Here is a 21,020-nt window from a genome sequence, read left to right as displayed (position 1 = left end):
AACCAGATTAGCCATGACGACGGGCAAAATCGCCCATGAAATCGATCAGGGCATCTACTGCCGCTTCGGGCACCGCGTTGTACAAGCTGGCGCGCATACCGCCCACCGAACGGTGGCCGGCTAAATTCAGCAGGCGCAACTGCTCTGCTTCGGCCAAGAATGTCTTATCAAGCTTGGCATCCGCCAAGGTGAACGGCACATTCATGCGCGAACGATTCGCTAGCGCAACTGGATTGGCATAGAAATCGGAGCCATCAATCGCGGCATACAGCTTGCGGGCTTTGCGGGCATTGAGCTCTGCCATCGCCGTCAGGCCTCCCTGCTGCTTCAGCCACTGAAAGACCAAGCCCGCTAAGTACCACGCGTAAGTCGGCGGCGTGTTGTACATCGAGCCGTTCTTCGCAGACACCGCGTAATCCAGCAAAGTAGGCGTACCGGCCTTGACGTGACCCAGCAGGTCTTCACGCACAATGACCACGACAATGCCTGCTGGACCAATGTTTTTCTGAGCGCCTGCGTAGATCAAACCGAACTTAGACACATCTAAGGGTTCGGAAAGAATGCTTGACGAATAATCCGCCACCAAGGGCACATCCACCTGTGGGATGAAATCGAACTCAACACCGTGAATGGTCTCATTCGGGGTGTAGTGTAGATAGGCCGCTTTAGGGTCGAGCTGCCAGGTGTTGAAGGCCGGTACGCTACGGAAATTGTTGGCCACATCAGTGGCTACCACGTTAACACCCGCATACTTACGTGCTTCTTCAATGGCTTTTTCTGACCAAACACCGGTGCAGACATAGTCTGCCGATGCGTGGCCACGCAACAAGTTCAGCGGCACTTGGGCAAACTGCAGTGTAGCGCCGCCCTGAAGGAACAGCACCTTGTAATTCGCTGGAATATTGAGCAGGTCGCGCAGATCCTGCTCTGCTTGCTCCGCAATACCGACAAAATCGGCACCGCGATGGCTCATTTCCATGACAGAGCAGCCACGCCCCTGCCAATCGACCAAATCATTCTGGGCTTGTTGCAGCACGGCTTCCGGCAATGCAGCCGGGCCCGCGCAAAAGTTATACGCTCTCGTCATCTTGCACCGATGGGTCTGTGGACAAATTCTCAGTCGGCTCAGCCGCCTTGTCTGTTGGTGAGGCCAGCGCTGTCACTGCCTCGGCTTCGCCTTCAATGAAGTCGTCTTCTTCCACTTCATCTAAGCGCACCAAACCAACAAGCTTCTCGTTTTTACCCAGCTTAATCAGCGTGACACCTTGGGTATTGCGGGACAGCACGGAGACTTCACTAACGCGGGTACGTACCAAAGTGCCTTGATCAGAAATCAGCATAAGCTCATCTGAATCAATAACTTGGACGGCACCAATCAGCGCGCCATTACGATCACTGGTTTGCATGGCGATAACGCCTTGACCACCACGACCGCGACGCGGGTATTCGGCCAGCTCCGAACGTTTACCAAAGCCGTTCTCGGACGCTGTGAGGATTTTGGCACCCGTTTGAGGAATGATCATGGAAATCAAACGCTGACTTTCAGGTAAACGCATGCCACGAACACCGCGTGCGGTACGACCCATGGTACGCACATGCTTTTCTTTAAAGCGAATCACTTTACCGCCATCCGAGAACAACATAACTTCGGATGCACCGTTGGTAACTGCAACAGCAATTAAGGTATCGCCTTCATCGAGCTTCAATGCGATGAGGCCACTGCTACGGGGACGGCTAAATTGTGACAGCAAGGTCTTTTTCACGGTGCCCGACGCGGTCGCCATGAAAATGTAGTCACCAGTGGGTTCATCTGTGCCCGTTACACCCAAATCGGCCGCATCGTCGCCCTCTTCGTCATCACCTTCTGGCAACGCATCAATGACGGTTTCATCTAGCTCTTCATCGTCTGCCAGTTCTTGATCGGCATAAGCCGCCAGATCAATGGGGAGCAGTGCTGTAACGCGCTCATTGGGAGCCAATGGCAGTACGTTCACCAGCGGTCGGCCCTTGGAGCCACGGCTGGCTTGCGGCAGCTCATAAACCTTCAACCAATAGACCTTACCGGCACTGGTGAAGCAGAGCACGGTATCGTGCGTGCTGGCGACTAACAGGTGCTCGATATAGTCCTCATCTTTCATGCTGGTAGCGGACTTGCCGCGACCACCACGACGTTGAGCGCGATAATCGGTAATCGGCTGAATCTTGGCGTAACCGGTATGCGAAATGGTCAACACCACGTCTTCTTCGGTGATCAAATCTTCCAGCGTTAAATCGAGGCGCGTGGCGATAATTTCGGTACGACGCTTGTCACCGTAGAGTGCCAGGGTGTCACGCAGTTCATCACGAATCACGTTTAAGAGGCGCTCAGGCTCCGCAAGAATCAATGCTAAAGCGCTGATTTTAGTCAAAATTTCAGCATATTCCGCCACCAGCTTATCTTGCTCAAGACCGGTTAACCGGTTGAGGCGAAGATCAAGAATGGCTTGCGCTTGATCAGCCGACAAGGTGTAGCGACCATTAGTGAAACCATAGGCCAGCGACAACCCTTCTGGTCGGCAGGCATGCACATCGCCGGCACGCTCAAGCATGCCTTCAACCGCACCTGGCAACCAGCTTTCGGCCATCAGGCGCTCTTTTGCCTCGCTCGGGCTAGGAGACTGCTTAATCAGCTTAATAACCGGATCGATATTGGCCAGTGCTACCGCCAGACCTTCAAGAATATGGCCGCGCTCACGGGCTTTGCGTAGTTCAAAGACAGTACGGCGGGTCACGACTTCGCGGCGATGGCGCACAAAGGCTTCAAGAATCTGCTTGAGATTCATGATCTTAGGCTGACCATCTTCAATGGCCACCATGTTGATGCCAAACACGCTTTGCAGCTGCGTTTGCGCAAACAGGTTATTCACCACCACTTCCGCCATTTCACCGCGCTTCAGCTCGATGACAATGCGCATACCGTCTTTATCGGACTCATCACGCAGCTCGGAGATACCCTCGAGCTTCTTCTCTTTCACCAGCTCAGCAATTTTCTCGATCACGCGAGCCTTGTTGAGCTGATACGGAATTTCCGTGAAAACAATGGTTTGACGATTGGTCTTGGCATCGGTCTCGACATGATGACGAGCGCGCATATAAATGCGGCCGCGACCGGTGCGATAAGCCTCAACAATACCGGCGCGGCCATTGATGATGCCTGCTGTCGGGAAGTCTGGGCCGGTGATGTGCTGCATCAGGCCGTCAACATCGAGATCCGGATTGTCGATCAAGGCCAGAACGGCATTAATGACTTCGGTCATGTTGTGCGGCGGAATGTTAGTCGCCATGCCCACGGCAATACCGCTAGAGCCATTGACCAGCAAATTCGGCACACGCGTTGGCATCACCGCCGGAATCATCTCGGTGCCGTCGTAGTTCGGCACCCAGTCCGTGGTTTCTTTATCGAGATCTGCGAGCAGGTCATGCGCGAGACGCGTCATGCGCACTTCGGTGTAACGCATAGCAGCGGCGTTGTCGCCGTCTACCGAACCGAAGTTGCCCTGGCCATCGACCAGCAGATAGCGCAGCGAGAACGGCTGCGCCATACGCACGATAGTGTCGTAAACGGCGGTATCGCCGTGCGGGTGGTATTTACCGATGACGTCGCCGACGACACGCGCCGACTTCTTATAGGCTTTATTCCAGTCGTTGCCGAGCTCGTGCATAGCGAACAGCACACGGCGGTGGACGGGCTTCAAACCATCGCGAACATCCGGCAGCGCGCGCCCGACAATCACGCTCATGGCGTAGTCGAGGTAGGACTGACGGAGTTCGTCTTCGATATTGACCGGGAGGATTTCCATGGCAACGTCGGACATGCAGTTTTCTCTTATTTTTAAGCGTTGCAAAGTGCTGGAGTCTAGCACATGTGATGGCTTTGCCGTAGTCACGAGCAACAACGAATGCCGCTATACTGCGCATCCAATTTCTTATCTGACAGACTGCACTTATGTCTCTTCCAGCTGACTTGCCGACAAACAATGTAGATCCCGCCGAAATTGCCAAATTCGAGGCGCTGGCTGCGCGCTGGTGGGATAACACCTCCGAATTTAAGCCACTGCACGACATCAATCCTTTACGCCTGAACTGGATAGACGAGCGCGTGGGTTTGGCCGGCAAACGTGTGCTGGACGTGGGTTGCGGCGGCGGAATTTTGTCGGAAAGCATGGCGCGTCGTGGCGCTGAAGTATTGGGCATTGATATGGGCGCTGCGCCACTCGCCGTGGGCACTTTACATGCCGAACAAATGGGCGTGAAATCGGTGGCCTATCGCCAAGTGACCGTGGAAGCGCTTGCGGCTGAAAAGCCAGAAAGTTTCGACACCGTCACTTGCTTAGAAATGCTTGAGCACGTGCCAGACCCCTCAGCGATTGTTGCTGCCTGCATGCGTCTGGTTAAGCCCGGTGGCCGCGTCTTTTTCTCCACCCTAAACCGTAATCCGAAATCCTGGCTGTTTGCCATTGTTGGCGCTGAATATGTGCTGCGTATGTTGCCCCGCGGCACGCATGATTATCAAAAATTTATTCGACCCTCCGAGCTCGGTCAGTGGATTCGTGCAGCCGGCCTGCAACTTGATGAGATGACGGGCCTTCACTTCAACCCGCTCAGCGGCCGCTACTGGCTTGCGCCCAATGTCGATGTCAACTACATGGTCGCCTGCTCCAAACCTGCTGCGGAGCAGTCTTGAGCATGCGTCGTATTGCAGGGGTATTTTTTGATTTAGATGGCACGCTGGTAGATACCGCACCGGATTTCCATGCCGGCATCAACCGCCTTCGGTTGACGCACGGGCTGCCCGCCATGCCCTATGAGCCGATCCGTGCGGTGGTATCAGAGGGCGCAAAAGCGGTCGTTCGCACAGGCTTTCCACACATCGCCCCGGACAGCGAGCAATCTGAGCAGCTAAGACTCGCGTTTCTCGCCGACTATATTGAGCATTTGGCTGACACCTCGGTGGTCTTTGCGGGCTTAGATGAGTCTCTGCAGTTGCTGGAGCGCTGGCACATTGCGTGGGGCGTTGTCACCAATAAATCCAGCACCTACACGCGCCCGCTCATGCAGGCTTTGGGGCTGTCAGTTCGCAGTGCCGCCACGGTGTCTGCCGATGAGGTCGTGAATAGCAAGCCGCACCCGGAGCCCCTGTTTAAGGCCGCCACCATGGCGGGTGTGGATGCAAGTGCCTGTATTTATGTGGGCGATCATGCCCGTGATATTGAGGCCGGCCGCCGTGCCGGCATGCTGACTGTTGCCGTTGGCTGGGGTTACCTGCCCGAAGCCCACAGTCACACCACGTGGAATGCCGACGTCGTTTGCGATACGCCAGACGACTTCCTGCGCTGGCTGCAAGCGCGTCTTGCCTGATTAACCCATCACCTGTTTTAACGATGAGAGTGCTTTGATGCAAAACTATGTTGCTGCTGCTGACCTGCTGAAAAATCGGGTTCTGCTCATTACCGGCGCCAGTGCCGGCATTGGCCGTGTTGCCGCCCTCACCTGTGCCGCGCATGGCGCCACCGTGATTTTACTCGGCCGGGACAATGACAAGCTCAACGCCGTCTACGACGAGATCGTCTCTGCGGGTCATCCCACACCGGCCATTCTTACCCTGGATCTGAGCCAGGCCAGTGCTGCTAGCTGCCGAGAAGTTGCAGATGTGATTGAGACCACCTTTGGTCGTTTAGATGGCATCCTGCATAACGCAGCGGTACTGGGCGAAATCACCCCGCTGGAAATGTATGACCCCGATACCTGGGATTTCGTGATGAATGTAAACTTGCGCGCACCATTTGTGCTGACGCAAGCACTACTGCCCCTGCTCAAGCAATCGCCAGATGCCAGTGTGGTCATGACCACCAGTAGCGTGGGTCGCCGTGCTCGCGCCTTCTGGGGCGCATATGCCATCTCTAAGTGTGGCGTTGAAGGCTTGGTGCAGATGCTCTCGGATGAGTTGGCGGCAATTTCAGCCATACGCGTGAACGCCATTAATCCTGGCGGCACGCGCACCAATATGCGGGCCAGTGCCTATCCAGGGGAAAACCCTCAGTCGGTAAAAACGCCGGAAGAGTTGATGCCGCTGTACCTGTATTTGCTTGGCCCAGACAGCGCCGGCATTAGCGGTCAATCTTTTGACGCACAGCCGGTACGCGCCAGCACAACAGGATGATTAGAGGTGCTTATGCCACGGCTCATCCCGTGGCTTAAGCTCTTCGATATCCGCCAAATGTACTTCCAGTGCACGGCAAGAGATCAGTACTTCGCGCAATGACAGTGCCAGCGCCAAAAACATCAGCAGCAGACTCATCACAAAAGCCACCACGCCTGCCCCTTTAAAGCCCAACAACAGTAAGCCGATACAGAGTATGCAGATGGCCAAGCTGAGCACGCCACAGGCTTGCATGTCACGAATCAACAGCAGGCGATTACGCAAGTTGCCCAGCTGCGCCAAGATTTGCGGATCGGGTTGGCGCTTGTACTGATCATGCAAATTGCGGATCAGGCTGGCGAGACCCAGGAAGCGATTGGTGAAAGCCAGCAACAGCAAAGAAATCGCCGGGAACAGGATTGAAGGAGTGCTGACTTCAATATCCATGATTCAGCTCAACGGTTGTTGTCGGACGAATCATCCGGCTTGCGACCATCACGCTTTTGTTGACGTAAATAGCCACCCTTGCGGGGCGCATCAGTCGTCGTTCGAGTGTTACTTTGCGGACGCGAAATGCGTGACGGTTTGTTACGCTCTCCCGACTTAGCCGCTTCTTCCGGCGTGCGACGCTGGCGTTGCTGCGAAACCGGACGCGCTGGCAACGGATTCTCTTTCTGCTTCTCGACACGACGCTTGGTGATGCCGAACAAGCCGGTACCGCCACGACGCGGACGCAGCTCAACAGCGCCCAGCAGGTTGTCGATATCGGGCTTGTCGAGCTCGATCCAACGACCGGTACGCAGCTCGCGCGGCAGCTTCTGCGTGCCATAGCGGGTACGCAGCAGGCGGCTGACCTTCAGCTCCTGCGACTCAAAGAGACGGCGCACTTCGCGGTTGCGACCTTCCTTCACCACGACTTGCCACCAGCGGTTGAAGCCCTCGCCGCCGAGCTCCGAGACGCTCTCGAACTTCGCGGGGCCATCATCGAGCTCAACGCCTTCGCAGAGCGTGCGCTGCATGTCCGGCGTCAGCGTGCCCATCACGCGCACAGCGTATTCACGCTCGATGCCGCTGGAGGGGTGCATGAGGCGGTTGGCAAATTCACCATCGTTGGTGAACAGCAGCAAGCCGGTACTGTTGATGTCGAGACGGCCGACCATGACCCAGCGCTCGTCTTTGATGCGCGGCAGGTTGTCGAACACGGTCGGGCGACCTTCCGGGTCATGACGCGAGCAGATCTCGCCTTCCGGCTTGTAGTAGGCAATGACACGACGACGCAATTCATTCACCACGGAGAAATGCACGAGACGGCCATCCAGACGCAGCTCATCTTTTTCCTCAATGCGGTCGCCGAGTTTGGCGATTGCGCCGTTAACACTGACGCGGCCATCAACAATGGCCTGCTCCATGTGACGACGCGAACCGAGGCCGGTACGGGCGAGGACTTTCTGCAGTTTTTCACTCATGGTTTACTTGTTCCAGTTCAGCAGCAATCTCGGAGAGATCGCGAAGGTTGGCCAAGGCCGGCAGATCTGCCAGGCCCTGTAAATTAAAATCGTCGAGGAAAGTTTTCGTGGTGGCAAACAAGGCCGGTCTTCCCGGCACTTCCTTATGGCCCGCCACCCGAATCCACTCACGCTCTAGCAAGGTTTTCACGATGGCCGTGCTCACCGTCACGCCACGAATATCTTCAATCTCAGAGCGCGTGATGGGCTGGCGATAGGCAATCAGCGCCAAGGTCTCTAGAAGAGCTCGCGAATAGCGCTGTGGGCGTTCTTCCCATAACCGGCTGACCCAGGGGCCGACATCGGTGCGAACCTGGAAGCGCCAACCAGATGCGACTTGCTGCAACAGCACGCCGCGCTCGCTGTAATCGGATTGCAGCGCATTTAAAATGGCGCGCAAACTGCCGGCATCGGGGCGTGCGCCCTCCTCAAACAACGCTTGCAGCTGCTCAATGCTTAGCGCTCGACCGGCCGCAAATAATGCGCCTTCCACAATGGCTTTTAGTTCATCAGGCGTCATCGAACGCAGCCTCCTCATCGAGTTCAGTGGGTTCGATCTCGACGTCTTCGCCGAGGTCTAGCGCATGGCCCTGGGCATCGCCAACGCGAGCGCGAACATGAATATCGGCAAACGCTTCGGTCTGCACCAGATCAATCAGGCCTTCCTTGACCAACTCCAGAATGGCCATGAATGACACCACTACACCGAGGCGTCCTTCTTCGACCGTAAACAGAGAAACAAAGGGCAGAAAGCCCTCACCCCGCAGTTTGTCGAGCATCTGGCTCATGCGCTCACGCATGGACAGACCCTCTTTGGATATCTGGTGCGACTCATAAAGGTCGGCCCGGCGCAGCACATCCTGCAAGGCCAGCAGCAATTCGCGCAGCTCCACGGTCGGTGGTGTCTTCTGCCGGCTAAAGTCGGGCTGCTGGGCAACGGCGACAAAGAAGTCGCGGCCTTCGCAAGGCAGGCTGTCGATGTGAGCAGCGGCCTGCTTGAAGCGCTCGTATTCCTGCAAGCGGCGAATCAGCTCGGCACGCGGATCAATCTCTTCTTCACCGTCAGGCGTTTTCAGTCTGGGCAGCAATAGTCGTGACTTGATCTCGCCAAGCCAAGCCGCCATCAGAAGGTATTCGGCCGCAAGGTCGAAATTGAGCTGTTTCATCAGCTCCACATAGTCGAGGTACTGATGCGTGATTCGAGCAACGGGAATGTCGAGAATGTCGAGGTTCTGAGCACGGATCAGGTAGAGCAACAGATCCAGCGGGCCTTCGAAGGTTTCGAGAAAGACCTGCAAGGCATCGGGCGGGATATATAAATCATCGGGTAACGAGGTAATTAACTCGCCCTTTACACGCGCGATCGTGAGCAATTCAGCAGGTGCTGTCACCTGCGGCTCGGGCATTGCGGAGACTACAGATGCCGTCTCGGATGTTATAGAAGCCGAATCCATGACTGGTTCGGCTGCACTATTTTCGCTCATGTGCGCTCTCTGCTTGCCGCTTCGCAGCGGTAAAAGGCATTACAACCGGCTTAGCGTCGGTATGCAAGCCCCAATGCCTGTCGTACATCGGCTAATGTGTTAGCGGCTGTTTCACGCGCTCGCTCCGCACCTTCTGCTAAAACGCTACGCAGCATGTCTGGCGCTTGCTCAAATTCACGACCGCGCTGACGCATAGGCACCAGCTCGGCATTGATGGCGTCAATTACGGGCTTCTTGCACTCCAAGCAGCCAATGCCAGCACTACGGCAGCCTTCCTGCACCCACTGCTTACGCTGCTGATCCGAGTAAACCTCGTGCAACTGCCAGACTGGGCAGACATCGGGGTTGCCAGCATCGGTGCGTCGGATACGCGCCGGATCGGTCGGCATCTTGCGGATCTTGGCATCCACATCATCCGGTGCTTCACGCAAGGCGATGGTGTTGCCATAAGACTTGGACATCTTCTGACCATCCAAGCCCGGCATTTTCGCGGCTGGCGTTAGCAAAGCCTGAGGTTCAGGCAGGATGATTTTGCCCGACCCCTCGATAGAGCCCAGCAGACGCTCTTTATCGCCCAGGGTAATGTTCTGCTGGTCACGCACCAGTGCCTGCGCAGTTTCAAGCGCGGCCGCATCGCCGGTTTCCTGATAGCGCTTACGCAGGTCGATGTAGACCTTGGCAGCCTTCTTGCCCATTTTCACCACCGCCGCTTCTACCGCCTGCTCAAAGCCGGGCTCACGACCAAAGAGGTGGTTAAAGCGCCGCGCCACTTCGCGGGTAAGCTCAACGTGGGAGACCTGATCGGCTCCAACCGGCACTAAACCCGCGCGATACAGCAGAATGTCAGCCGCTTGCAGCAAGGGGTAACCCAGGAAGCCGTAGGTAGCTAAGTCTTTTTCTTTGAGCTTTTCTTGCTGATCTTTGTAGGTCGGCACTCGTTCCAACCATCCCAGAGGCGTCATCATCGATAACAGCAGATGCAGCTCGGCATGCTCTGGCATAGCGGACTGCACGAATAACGTCGCCGCCTTTGGGTTCACGCCCGCCGCTAGCCAATCCACCACCATATCCATGGTGCTGGCCTCAAGCTGGCTGGGGTCATCGTAATGCGTGGTCAGTGCGTGCCAATCCGCCACGAAAAAGTAGCAATCGTACTCATGCTGCAGGGTGACCCAATTTTTCAACACGCCGTGATAATGGCCGAGATGAAGACGGCCGGTGGGACGCATACCAGACAAAACGCGCTGGGGGGATGCCACTGAACTCAAGGACGACGCTCCACAATTAGACTAAACCGCAAAAAAGAATTATAGCCACGAAGCCAAGGAAATACTTTACTGAAATGGTGCCGGATCACCTAGGCCTTCGCGCAGCACCAAGGGATTACCATCACTAAAATCGACAACCGTGGTAGAGAGCAGACCACCGTAGCCCGAGTCAAGAATGACATCGACCCGCTTTTGCAGCTGGCTCACCATCTCATCAGGATCATTCAGCGGCTCAGTTTCCCCAGGCATTTGCAGTGTGGTGGAGAGCAAAGGCTCGCCCATCAACGCCAGCAAGCCTTGAGCCACCGGGTGATCCGGAATGCGAATACCAATGGTCTGTTTCTTCGGGTGCAGTAAGCGCTTAGGCACTTCCTTGGTGCCCGGCAAAATAAAGGTATATGCACCAGGGGTATGCGCTTTCAATAATCGAAAGACGCTGTTATCGACCTTGGCATAGGTGCCAATCTCTGACAGGTCGCGACACAGTAAGGTTAGATGATGATGATCATCCAAATCTCGCACGCGGCGTAATCGGTCTAAAGCTGCTTTATCACCAATATGACAGACCAAGACATAACTAGCGTCCGTGGCCATTACCAACAACTCACCGGCTTTGAGCCGCTCCACGGCTTGCTTGAGTAAGCGTGGTTGCGGATTCTCTGGGTGTAAATGCCAATGCTGTGTCACACCGTTAACTCCCTACTTAAAACGGATTCGGCATCCGAAGCCGGCCAGCCCCAGGCCGTCCAAATCGGTATACAACCTGCAGGCAGTGATGGGAACCGGCCTAAGCCAATCCACGGCGCCGGCTTACCGTGGTAGTCACTGCCCTGCGAAGCCAGCAGCTCAAACTGCTGAGATAGCTTAGCTAAATAGGCCACCATGTCTGGCTTTTCGGTAGCCGTTGCCACTTCCATGCCATCGCCACCGAGCGCCTTAAAGTCTTGTAAGAGCTGCCGCATCTTAGTTCGGCTCATGTCATAGCGACCTGGATGCGCCACCACCGAGACACCGCCAGCGGCCTTAATCCAAGACACCACATCGGCCAAGCTCGCCCAGGGCATGGGCACGGCAGCAGGCTTGCGAGGACCTAGGTATTTATCAAAAGCCTGTTGGATTGTGCTGACATGGCCAGCATCAAACAGCCATTGCGCCATGTGCGTACGGCTTAAGGCATCAGGACTGCTGGCCAGTGCTAAGGCACCTTCATAGGCACCCTTCATGCCTAAGGCCTCCAGCTTGGCCGCCATGAGCTTGCCGCGCTCAGCCCGCGCACCTGCTTGCTGGGCAAGACCTGCTTTGAGTACAGGATGCTCAATATCCACCTGCAAGCCCACGACATGGATATTGTGCACACCCCAAACAGCAGATAGCTCGACCCCTGCGATTAAGGTCAGCCCAGTGCCGTCCGCCGCTAGCCTGGCCTCACAAATGCCATCCACGCTGTCATGATCGGTTAGCGCCAAAGCCTTTACCCCTGCGCGCACCGCCAAGGCCACCAAGTCGGCAGGCGACAAACTGCCGTCAGAACATTGGCTGTGGCTGTGCAAATCAATCAACGGCATGGATAGTGCTCGCGGGGTACATTAAGATGCCTGACTTTAACAGATTCGATAGAGGTAACACGGATGAAAGCGTGGTTGGATTTCCTGCCGCTGGTGCTGTTTTTTGTGGCGTATAAAGTGGCCGGAGTCTATACCGCTGCTGCCGTTCTTATGGTCAGCGTGACGCTTCTGTATGCCTTTATTTGGTGGCAGGAACGCCGCTTACAGACCAGCCAGTGGATTACCTTAGTGGCAACGGTGGTGCTCGGCAGCCTAACGCTCGTTATGCATGACGAGGCTTTTCTGCAATGGAAAGCGCCGGCAGTGAACGTGCTGCTCGCCCTTATCTTTGCTGGCAGTGCGTTTATTGGCGAGAAGCCATTGATTGAGCGCCTCATGGGTCAGGCACTGCAACTCAGCCGCAGCAAGTGGCAGCAACTCAACAGCGCATGGGTCATCTTTTTTCTACTGTGTGCCGCCGCAAATGCCTATGTCGTGCTTTACCACAGCGAGTGGTGGGTGGACTTCAAGCTCTTTGGTAGTTTGGGGATGACCTTCGCCTTCATCATCGCGCAGGGTATTTGGCTGACGCGTCAAGGCGCGCTTAAAGATTCGCCCCCCACGCACTAATTCTGGAGTTGATCATGTGGTACGCCATTATTTCTGAAGATGCGCCCAATACCCTCGCGCAAAGACTGGAACATCGACCAGCTCATGTCGCTCGCCTTCAGGATCTGCATCAGCAGGGCCGCTTATTGCTGGCCGGTCCGCACCCCGCCATTGATTCCGAGGATCCAGGTCCTGCAGGCTTCACCGGCAGCTTAGTGGTCGCCGAATTTGCGTCCTTGAGCGACGCTCAGGCTTTCGCTGACGCCGATCCGTTTGTTGCAGCCGGTGTGTATGCTCGCGTCAGCGTCAAACCTTTCCGCAAGACCCTGCCCTAACGTTGCACACTCAAAGCACTCAACAGCTCACTATCGTTGGCGCCGGCATTGCTGGCGCCAGCTTGGCATGGCGGATGGCCGAACATGGCTGGCAGGTACGCGTGCTGGACGCAGCCACGCCGGGAAGTGGCGGCTCAGGTAACGCAGCAGCGATTTTGTACCCAAAGTTAGTCAGTGCCGAGCTCACCCCCGAGCACATTCAGTCCCAAGCCTTTTTGCATACGCTTAAGGTGCTAGAGGATCCGCGTTTAGCGCCACACTTTCAGGCCAGTGGCGTTCTTTGGCTACAAACTCGAAAGCAGCATGTAGAAATCGGGCCGGATCATCCGTGGTGGCAGAGTCAGGTCTGGTCGCTTAGCGCAGAAGAGGCCAGCGCAAAGGCGGGCGTAGCCCTCCATCACCCTGCCCTTTGGCTACCCAATGCCGGATTAATTCACCCGGAAGGTTTATTAGCGAGACTGCTGGCACATAAAAATATTGAGTTGCTGACGCACCACGAAGTAACCGAAATCAGCCCACATCATTCAGGCTGGCACATTCAGGTGCAGCCGGGTCATCAGCGTGAACCCATCACGTTGGACGCTAAGCACCTGGTGCTTGCCGTGGCGGGTGGTGCACAGCAACTCTTAGCCACGCAACATCTGCCGTTAAAACCTGTACGCGGACAAATCACCACGCTGAAACGTCCCTTAGCGCTAAAAACAACACTCTGCTACGGCGGCTACCTTACCCCAGGCTTTCATGGCCAGCATGTCTTAGGTGCGACGTTTCAGCCAGGTCGCTCAGACACTTCGCCTTGTCACGAAGATCAACTCGCGAATGCATCAGCCTTACTGGATGCCGTGCCGAGCCTGACCACGCAAATGAGACTACACGAGCACGTAACGAGCTGGTCTGCTCGTGCCAGTGTGCGTTGGCAAACGCCGGACTACTTGCCTATGGTGGGATGGCTGCCGTGGCCCGCTGAATACGAGCGACTGCTTAGCACCCGCGTAGCGAGCAGACCGATGCCGGAGGAAATTCAAGAACTTCCGAAAGTTGGCATTAGCTTAGGGCATGGGTCTAAAGGTTTTAGCCAAGCTTGGCTGGCCGCTGACCTACTTTGCCAAGCACTACTGGCTAAGCCTGAAGCGCAATACAGCGACTTACAGGAGCGCCTAAGGCCAGATCGTTTTCTCTTGAAAGCGTGGAAGCGCGGTCAGTTACGTCCACCTACACACTAAAGTTATTTAGTTAGTGGGCAAGACTTTAGTTGCTGGCGATACTTCCCTTCTGTTTCACGCACTCGCTTTGCGTACCTAACTAGCCAAGGTTTTGCCAGATAGGTATTACGTGTGAACCCACCGCGACCTTCGTGATAGGCCAGGTACAGGTTGTAGACATCATCGGCACGAATGCCAATCTCTCGCGTACTCAGGTTGTGATACCAACCAATAAAGTCGATGGCATCATCAAACTCATCACGACTAGCAAACCAGCGTGAGTTTTTCGACACATATTCGTCCCAGGTACCATCTAAGGCTTGCGAGTACCCATAAGCCGTGCTGGGTCTTGACCCGGGAAAAATGCCCAAAAAATATCGTCGGGGTGGTCTGGCATCAGCGCGATACGAAGACTCATGGTACATCGTGGCCATCAACACCGAGACTGGGATGCCCCAGCGACGCTCAGTCCGAATGGCCGGGGTTTGCCAGGTTTGTTTTTCTGCAAAAACCGCACATAAATTTAAGGCATTGCGAGGCGGTGTTGGCATTGAGCTGCAGGCCATCAGCGTGAGCATCGGCAGCAACATCAGCCCTTTTAGGCCGCCGGATAGGCGCATCATTCGTGCTCTCGCAACATGTTAAGCAGTTGTTCTTCATCCCACACCGTAACGCCCAGCTCTTGCGCCTTCGTGAGCTTTGAGCCAGCACTCTCTCCCGCCACCAGCATATGCGTTTTCGCGGAAACGCTGCCACTAACCTTTGCGCCTAGGGCTTTCAGGCGAGCACCCGCCTCGTCCCGACTCAACGTGGACAAGGTGCCCGTCAGCACCCAAGTCTGCCCTAGTAAAGGTTGCGGCAAGTCCTGCGCTGCAGCTTGGTCAGGCCAACGAACCCCCGCGGCCATTAAGGCATTAATCACCGACACATTATGCGGCTCACGCAGATAGCTCATGACGGACTGCGCCACCACAGGCCCCACATCAGGCGTAGCCAACAGTGCGGCTTCATCTGCCTCTTGAAAGGCTTGCCAGCGTCCAAACTGTCGAGCAAATGCCTCTGCCGTTGCCTCGCCCACATTGGCGATACCCAGCGCGTAAATAAACCGTGCCAAGGTAGTTTCACGACTGGTCGCGATAGCTGCCAGTAGGTTATTGGCCGATTTTTCAGCCATTCGCGGCAGGCTTAAGAGTTGCTCTTGCGTTAAGCTATAGATATCGGCAGTGGAGTTGACCAAGCCAGCATCGACCATCAGATCGATCCATTTTTCGCCTAAGCCGTCGATATCCATAGCGCGTCGACTGGCAAAATGACGAATCGCCTCTTTACGTTGTGCAGGGCAAAACTGACCCGCACTGCAGCGCGCAATCGCCTCACCCTCAGGGCGCATGACGGCAGAACCGCACACCGGACACGCCGACGGCAGATTCACGATGAACCGATGGGCATGCGCTTCATCATCCAAACGCCGCATCACTTTCGGAATGACATCGCCAGCACGGTAAATCACCACCGTGTCGCCCGGACGTAAATCCAAACGCTGAACTTCATCCATGTTGTGCAGGGTGGCATTACTGACCACCACACCCGCCACATTGACAGGACGTAAACGAGCGACAGGTGTGAGCGCGCCTGTACGACCGACTTGAAAGTCGATGGCCTCTAGCGTGGTACTGACTTCTTGTGCGGGGAACTTATAGGCCACGGCCCAGCGCGGCGCGCGCGCTACAAAGCCCAAATCGTGTTGTAAGCGACGGTCATCCACTTTTACGACCATGCCATCGATATCAAACGGCAGGCTGTCGCGAGAGTCTAGTAGCGTTTGCCACGCCTGCTGCACAAACATGGGGCCATGGCCTAAACACACTTCATCAGCTATCACAAAACCCAAAGACTTAAACCAGCGCAGGGTTTGGCTGTGGGTGCTGGGCCAAGCAGCCCCCGAAATCGCCGCCAGCGCATAGGCGTAAAAGGCCAAGGGTCGCTGCGCGGTGATGCGTGCATCGAGCTGACGCAATGCACCGGCTGCGGCGTTACGTGGATTAGCGAACACCTTTTCCCCGGCCGCTAACTGCCGTTCATTTAATGCTAAGAAACCGGCACGGGGCATGAGTACCTCACCCCGAATCTCTAGATGTTCAGGCAGATTTTCACCGGGCAGCCGCTTAGGCACCGTCGCGATCGTCAGGACATTAGCGGTAATGTCTTCACCACTGCTGCCATCGCCACGAGTCGCTGCTTTCACTAATTGACCGTGACGGTAATGCAGCGTTACGGCTAGGCCATCGAACTTAGGCTCACAGATATAGGGCAGCCCAACAGCGACTTCCCAATTCAGGCGCTCGCGTAGACGACGATCAAAATCCTGAAGCTCGGTCTCGGAAAAGACATTGTCTAAAGACAACATGGGTACATCGTGCTTTACCGACGAAAATGCCGTATCCGCTGCTGCGCCCACGCGCTGACTGGGAGAGTCAGCGGTCACCAGGCTGGGAAAAGAGGCCTCGAGCGTTAAAAGCTCTCGGTAAAGCGCGTCATAGTCGGCATCCGGCAGGGTCGGTGCGTCATCGACATAATACGCTTTGGCATGTGCATGCAGTTGCTCACGCAGCCGCTTCAGACGCTGCGCCGCGTCGTCCAAGGACAAGGCACTCATAGCGACTGATATTGTTGGCGTTCGTAGGACACCACGGCTTCACGCCACTGATCGAGCTCTGCCTGAGTCAATACTTGGGAGTTGGCATCTAATAAATCGGCTTGCAGCTCGTAGGCCAGACGGCGAGCGGTATCAGTCATTAAGTCAAACGCCAGGGTGCTTTTTTTGCCCGGCAGACTCATGAAGAAACTAACGCCGGGCACTAAGTCGCGGGACAGACTATCAATGTTGAATGTGCCTGGCTCCACGGCCTGAGCCATGCTGAACAAAATGTCACCATGGCCCGCGGGATGTTCGTGACGGTGGAAAATATCCATATCGCCAAAACGAAGCCCATATTGAAGCAACAGCTCCAGTAATTGGCGGCCTTCGAAGAGTTGGGTGGTTGCCATGACGTGAATTGAGAAAACGCGATCTATGGCTAAGTTTTGGGCAGAGGTTTCTAAGGGCTCCGCTACAGGGACTTTAGGTGCCAGAATTTCCTCAGGGAACAAATCGGCCTGACTGAGCTTAACAACCGGCGGGGCTGGTACCTCAATAACTTGTTCGACCATTTGCTCAGCCGCAGCAGCCTCCTGAGCAGTCTCGTGAACAGCTTCGTGAACGAGAGCCGCCGCAGGCACAGACTCCGTAGCCGCCAGGGGAGCATCGTTTTTTTCACTCTCTAGACGCAGGGCATCAGCGCGCTCGCGAATGCGAACTTCACTCAAAATTTCAGAGCGCACCGGCGTGTTATCGAGGCGCTCCGTGGGCACCGGTTCGATCTTCACTTTCAAACGGCGCTTACGGGCGCCGTTCATCAAGAGCATTGCCGCAAGACCCACTAAAACTGCCAGTGCTATTAAAAGCATCGGTTCATGCATCATGAGCCGGACCTTCTCTCTTGTTGTGTGAGCTGATTACCATGCACTGAGGTCATTGGCCGGCCAAAGCGGCCGCTTCGTCAACATTGACCGAAACCAATCGGGACACCCCAGGTTCTTGCATGGTAACGCCCATCAATTGTTGAGCCATCTCCATGGCGATTTTATTGTGCGTAATGTAGATGAACTGTACCTGAGCGGACATCTCTTCGACTAGTCTGGCGAAGCGTCCTACGTTGGCATCATCTAATGGCGCATCGACCTCATCAAGCATACAGAACGGCGCTGGATTGAGCTGGAAAATCGAGAATACCAAAGACAAAGCTGTCAGCGCCTTTTCACCGCCCGAGAGCAGATGAATCGTTGAATTACGTTTACCTGGCGGCCTGGCCATGATCGTCACGCCAGCTTCCAACAAGTCTTCGTCGGTCAATTCCAGATACGCCGTACCACCGCCAAATACTTTCGGGAACAGCGCCTGCAAACCCGCATTTACTTTTTCGAAGGTCTCTTTAAACAAGGCGCGTGTTTCACGATCAATTTTACGGATCGCATTTTCCAGCGTCTCAAGCGCCTCGTTGAGGTCTGCATCTTGCAAGTCGAGGTAGTTCTTGCGCTCAGCCTGTGCTTGGTACTCTTCAATGGCCGCTAAGTTAATAGCCCCTAAACGCGCAATGCGAATCGCCACGCGCTCCAACGACAACTGCCATGCCGTGTCACTGGCATCGTCAGGCAAATCCGCCAATACTTGCTCCAAAACGGCATCACTTTCTTGTAGCTGCTCAACCTGCGCTTCACGTTTTGCCACCGCGTTTTGCCACTCCAAACGCATGCTTTGCAGGCTGTCACGGGTAATTTGAACTTGCTGATCTGCACGTGTACGACCAGTCTCAGCTTCCCGAAGCTGTTGCTGAATGACATCCACTTGGTTACGGACTTGCGACAGCGCTTGTTCGGCTTGCAAGTGCTGCTCTAACAGTTGTTCCAGCTCGTCGCCATCGTCGCCGGCAGGTGCCGATAACTCCATCAATTGCATCGCCAACTGCTCGCGACGCTCTCGCAAACTTTCACCCTGCTCATCCAAGCGCTGCAAGCCAGCACGCAACCCCTGCAAGCGAGCATTTAAGGTCTGCCGACGCAAGGCGCACTGATGCAGCAACTCACGGCGTTCGCGTTGATTCGCACGCGCTTGATCTACGGCCTCACGCCAACGCTCACGATCCGCCAGTTTTGTCTCACGCTCACGCGAATCTTGCGACATCAGCTCAATGGCTTCCTGCAAATTCATGCGCGACTCAGCCAGTGACTCTTGATCAAGCTGAGCCTGGCGAGCAACCTCTTGCATGTCTTGACCGATGCGCTCGCGGCGCGCCAAAAACTGCTCAAGGCGAACTTGGCGCGCGCCTATTTGAGCTTGGATATCGCCCAGTGAACGGTTGCGCAGCGTGAGTTCACGCTGGCATTGCTCGCGCGCTAACTCGCCATCACGCAACGCCTCACGCACTTCCAGCTGTTGCTCTTGTAGCTGCTGCAAGGTAGCCGTTAATTGCTCAATGTCTGCGTCCAACTTCAACAGTTCACGTTGACGCGCCAGCTGACCCTGAGCAGGATCGGCTTTACCGGCGCGATAGCGCAGCCACGTATCGCCTAACCAATAGCCTTCGGCGGTAATGACCGACTCATGAGCCTGCAGCTGCGGCTTTAGATTTAAGGCATGAGCCAGATCATCGGCTAAATAAATAGACGCAAAGCGCGATTTCAGCCATTCCGGCGCTGACTCGAGAGTAGTCGCTAGCGTTGGCCAATGTCGTGTGGATGTTTGCCGAACTGAGGACTGACCCGACTCAGAAAACGCCACGTCTCCCACCATCAAGGTGGCTAACTGCTCTGCCACTTCTGCCAGTGAGGCGACCTCTAAACTTTGCAATTGCGGGCCCAGCACCGTTTCTACGGCGGCTTCCCACCCGGCTTTCACCCGCAGCGTCTTCGCCAAGACCTGACCTTGAATGCCGCGTGCTTGCAACCAAGAGTTAACCGCAGACTGACTCTTCTCAGCCGCCTCCTGTAATGCCCGAAGTGAAGCCTCACGGCCCCGCATAGCCTGTAACTGTTGGCGTTGCAGATCAATCTCAACACCCAATTCCGACAACCGCTGACGATTACCCTGCATGGCCTCACTGGCCTGAAGCAGTTGTCCTTCGCTCGCCTCCACTGCCATGGCTTGCTCGGCGGATTGCTCCTGCAAATCGGCAAGCTCCTGCTCTAGCGGGCCTGCATTCAAGGCCGATTGCTCTTGCTCAAGTCGAGCCAAACGCTCTTGGTGACGACGTAGGGCTTGCTCCATGTGCTGAATACGCGACTGCTCAACTTCGGCACGCTGGCGAGGCGCTTGCGAGCGGCTATTAAACTGATCCCAATCCTGCTGCCAGTCAGCCAACTGTTGCTCTGCTGATAGCAATTGCTCCGTCATGGCCTCCGCTTCAGCGCTCAGTAATTCGTGCTGAGGCTCTAGGGTTAAACATTCTGCCTCGGCCTGCTCCAACTCAAAACGGTCATGATCCAGGAGCTGTCTCGCTTGTTCAGCCTGACGCTCAATGGCCGCTTGTGCCGTTTGAATTTCTGCAATGCGCTCGTGACGATAACGCTGCGCCTGTTGCACGCGAGCAATATCACTGCCCAACGCGTAGTAGCGACTTTGGACTTGATTGAACTCATCACTCAGGCTGAATTGAATTTCACGGTCACGCACCAAGGCTGCTTCGTATTCACGCTGCGAGGCCATAGCTGCCTCGAGCTTGACTGCCAACTCACGAATGCTGGCTTCATATTGCTGGACTTGCTGGTCCAGACCTCGCCACCGTAGGGCATGTAATTGCGCCCGCAGCGTTCGTTCTTCGAGTTTGCACTCTTTGTACTTTTCCGCGTCCCGAGCCTGCTTTTCGAGATGCTGTAGTTGCTTACCCAGTTCCTCACGAATGTCATTGAGGCGAGCCAAATTCTCGCGCGTATGACGCATACGATTCTCGGTTTCGCGACGCCGCTCTTTGTACTTGGAAATGCCCGCCGCTTCTTCAATATATACTCGCAGCTCTTCGGGCTTAGATTCAATGAGCCGCGAAATCATGCCCTGCTCAATGATGGCGTAGGAGCGCGGCCCGAGACCGGTGCCTAAGAAAATGTCGGTAATGTCTTTACGACGGCAGCGCGTGCTATTGAGGAAGTAATCAGAACGGGCATCACGCGTCACCACACGCTTAATGGAAATCTCAGCGTACTGCGCCCACTCACCGCCCAACGAGCCATCGGCATTATCGAAAATCAACTCAATGGACGCCTGGCCGACCGGCTTGCGGCCCACCGCGCCATTGAAAATGAC

At 55.6% G+C, this 21,020-nt stretch carries 19 protein-coding genes; 6 read left to right on the top strand and 13 right to left on the bottom strand.

From position 1 onward, the window contains the following. Positions 1-7 precede the first annotated feature (7 nt). Both serC and gyrA read right to left on the bottom strand, forming a co-directional pair. Complete coding sequence (gene serC, locus AC14IB_RS04000; RefSeq protein ID WP_484230674.1) at positions 8-1,087, bottom strand: 3-phosphoserine/phosphohydroxythreonine transaminase; 1,080 nt, start codon at positions 1,085-1,087, stop codon at positions 8-10. Next, entirely contained in the window at positions 1,071-3,854 is a 2,784-nt protein-coding gene (gene gyrA, locus AC14IB_RS03995) for a DNA gyrase subunit A (protein WP_484230673.1), read from the bottom strand. The genes serC and gyrA overlap by 17 nt, the downstream gene beginning before the upstream one ends. Positions 3,855-3,985: 131 nt before the next feature. On the opposite strand from gyrA, the gene ubiG reads away from it, so the two are divergent. Genes ubiG through AC14IB_RS03980 form a run of 3 tightly spaced genes read left to right on the top strand, consistent with a single transcriptional unit; the run spans position 3,986 to position 6,199 of the window. Then, positions 3,986-4,723 (top strand): bifunctional 2-polyprenyl-6-hydroxyphenol methylase/3-demethylubiquinol 3-O-methyltransferase UbiG, encoded by a 738-nt coding sequence (gene ubiG, locus AC14IB_RS03990; protein WP_484230672.1) that lies wholly within the window; start codon positions 3,986-3,988, stop codon positions 4,721-4,723. 2 nt (positions 4,724-4,725) lie between these two features. Further along, positions 4,726-5,397: an HAD family hydrolase gene (locus AC14IB_RS03985; RefSeq protein WP_484230671.1), complete on the top strand. Its 672-nt coding sequence runs from the start codon at positions 4,726-4,728 to the stop codon at positions 5,395-5,397. A gap of 37 nt (positions 5,398-5,434) precedes the next feature. After that, the gene (locus tag AC14IB_RS03980; protein WP_484230670.1) at positions 5,435-6,199 is read left to right on the top strand and encodes a YciK family oxidoreductase; all 765 of its coding nucleotides are present in this window, start codon (positions 5,435-5,437) and stop codon (positions 6,197-6,199) included. Here AC14IB_RS03980 and AC14IB_RS03975 read toward each other — a convergent pair whose 3' ends face one another. From AC14IB_RS03975 to AC14IB_RS03945, 7 genes are all read right to left on the bottom strand, one after another. Then, on the bottom strand, positions 6,200-6,625 hold the full coding sequence (locus AC14IB_RS03975) for a DUF2721 domain-containing protein (RefSeq protein ID WP_484230669.1): 426 nt from the start codon (positions 6,623-6,625) through the stop codon (positions 6,200-6,202). Between the two features lie 8 nt (positions 6,626-6,633). Continuing rightward, positions 6,634-7,644 (bottom strand): 23S rRNA pseudouridine(2605) synthase RluB, encoded by a 1,011-nt coding sequence (rluB, locus tag AC14IB_RS03970; protein WP_484230668.1) that lies wholly within the window; start codon positions 7,642-7,644, stop codon positions 6,634-6,636. Further along, entirely contained in the window at positions 7,637-8,203 is a 567-nt protein-coding gene (gene scpB, locus AC14IB_RS03965) for an SMC-Scp complex subunit ScpB (protein WP_484230667.1), read from the bottom strand. The genes rluB and scpB overlap by 8 nt, the downstream gene beginning before the upstream one ends. Then, positions 8,193-9,089 carry a segregation and condensation protein A gene (locus AC14IB_RS03960; RefSeq protein WP_484230666.1) on the bottom strand — a complete coding sequence of 299 codons (897 nt, stop codon included), beginning with the start codon at positions 9,087-9,089 and terminating at the stop codon, positions 8,193-8,195. Before AC14IB_RS03960 ends, scpB begins: the two co-directional genes overlap by 11 nt. A gap of 128 nt (positions 9,090-9,217) precedes the next feature. Then, positions 9,218-10,435 (bottom strand): tryptophan--tRNA ligase, encoded by a 1,218-nt coding sequence (locus tag AC14IB_RS03955; protein WP_484230665.1) that lies wholly within the window; start codon positions 10,433-10,435, stop codon positions 9,218-9,220. A gap of 66 nt (positions 10,436-10,501) precedes the next feature. Next, the gene (locus tag AC14IB_RS03950; protein WP_484230664.1) at positions 10,502-11,122 is read right to left on the bottom strand and encodes an L-threonylcarbamoyladenylate synthase; all 621 of its coding nucleotides are present in this window, start codon (positions 11,120-11,122) and stop codon (positions 10,502-10,504) included. Next, on the bottom strand, positions 11,119-12,000 hold the full coding sequence (locus AC14IB_RS03945) for a PHP domain-containing protein (RefSeq protein WP_484230663.1): 882 nt from the start codon (positions 11,998-12,000) through the stop codon (positions 11,119-11,121). The genes AC14IB_RS03950 and AC14IB_RS03945 overlap by 4 nt, the downstream gene beginning before the upstream one ends. A gap of 63 nt (positions 12,001-12,063) precedes the next feature. Between AC14IB_RS03945 and ispZ the strand changes: the two genes are divergently transcribed. Genes ispZ through mnmC1 form a run of 3 tightly spaced genes read left to right on the top strand, consistent with a single transcriptional unit; the run spans position 12,064 to position 14,146 of the window. Then, positions 12,064-12,609 (top strand): septation protein IspZ, encoded by a 546-nt coding sequence (gene ispZ, locus AC14IB_RS03940; protein WP_484230662.1) that lies wholly within the window; start codon positions 12,064-12,066, stop codon positions 12,607-12,609. 14 nt (positions 12,610-12,623) lie between these two features. Further along, a complete protein-coding gene (locus tag AC14IB_RS03935) occupies positions 12,624-12,923 on the top strand; it encodes a YciI family protein (RefSeq protein WP_484230661.1) in 300 nt (99 codons plus the stop codon). Between the two features lie 2 nt (positions 12,924-12,925). Next, complete coding sequence (mnmC1, locus tag AC14IB_RS03930) at positions 12,926-14,146, top strand: FAD-dependent 5-carboxymethylaminomethyl-2-thiouridine(34) oxidoreductase MnmC1 (RefSeq protein ID WP_484230660.1); 1,221 nt, start codon at positions 12,926-12,928, stop codon at positions 14,144-14,146. Between the two features lie 2 nt (positions 14,147-14,148). Here the strand turns inward: mnmC1 and AC14IB_RS03925 are convergent, their stop codons facing one another. The 4 genes from AC14IB_RS03925 to smc all read right to left on the bottom strand — a co-directional run. Then, positions 14,149-14,748, bottom strand: coding sequence for a transglycosylase SLT domain-containing protein (locus AC14IB_RS03925; RefSeq protein ID WP_484230659.1), 600 nt, complete (start codon positions 14,746-14,748; stop codon positions 14,149-14,151). Further along, positions 14,745-16,781 carry an NAD-dependent DNA ligase LigA gene (ligA, locus tag AC14IB_RS03920; RefSeq protein WP_484230658.1) on the bottom strand — a complete coding sequence of 679 codons (2,037 nt, stop codon included), beginning with the start codon at positions 16,779-16,781 and terminating at the stop codon, positions 14,745-14,747. Before ligA ends, AC14IB_RS03925 begins: the two co-directional genes overlap by 4 nt. Next, a complete protein-coding gene (gene zipA / locus AC14IB_RS03915; RefSeq protein ID WP_484230678.1) occupies positions 16,778-17,632 on the bottom strand; it encodes a cell division protein ZipA in 855 nt (284 codons plus the stop codon). Before zipA ends, ligA begins: the two co-directional genes overlap by 4 nt. Before the next feature lie 64 nt (positions 17,633-17,696). Further along, a partial coding sequence (gene smc / locus AC14IB_RS03910) for a chromosome segregation protein SMC (protein ID WP_484230657.1) occupies positions 17,697-21,020 on the bottom strand: 3,324 nt, incomplete at its 5' end.

This window comes from Perlucidibaca sp., assembly GCF_057084925.1.
The sequence above is the reverse complement of the archived record's forward strand: the minus strand, read 5'-3'. Positions and strand labels throughout refer to the sequence as shown.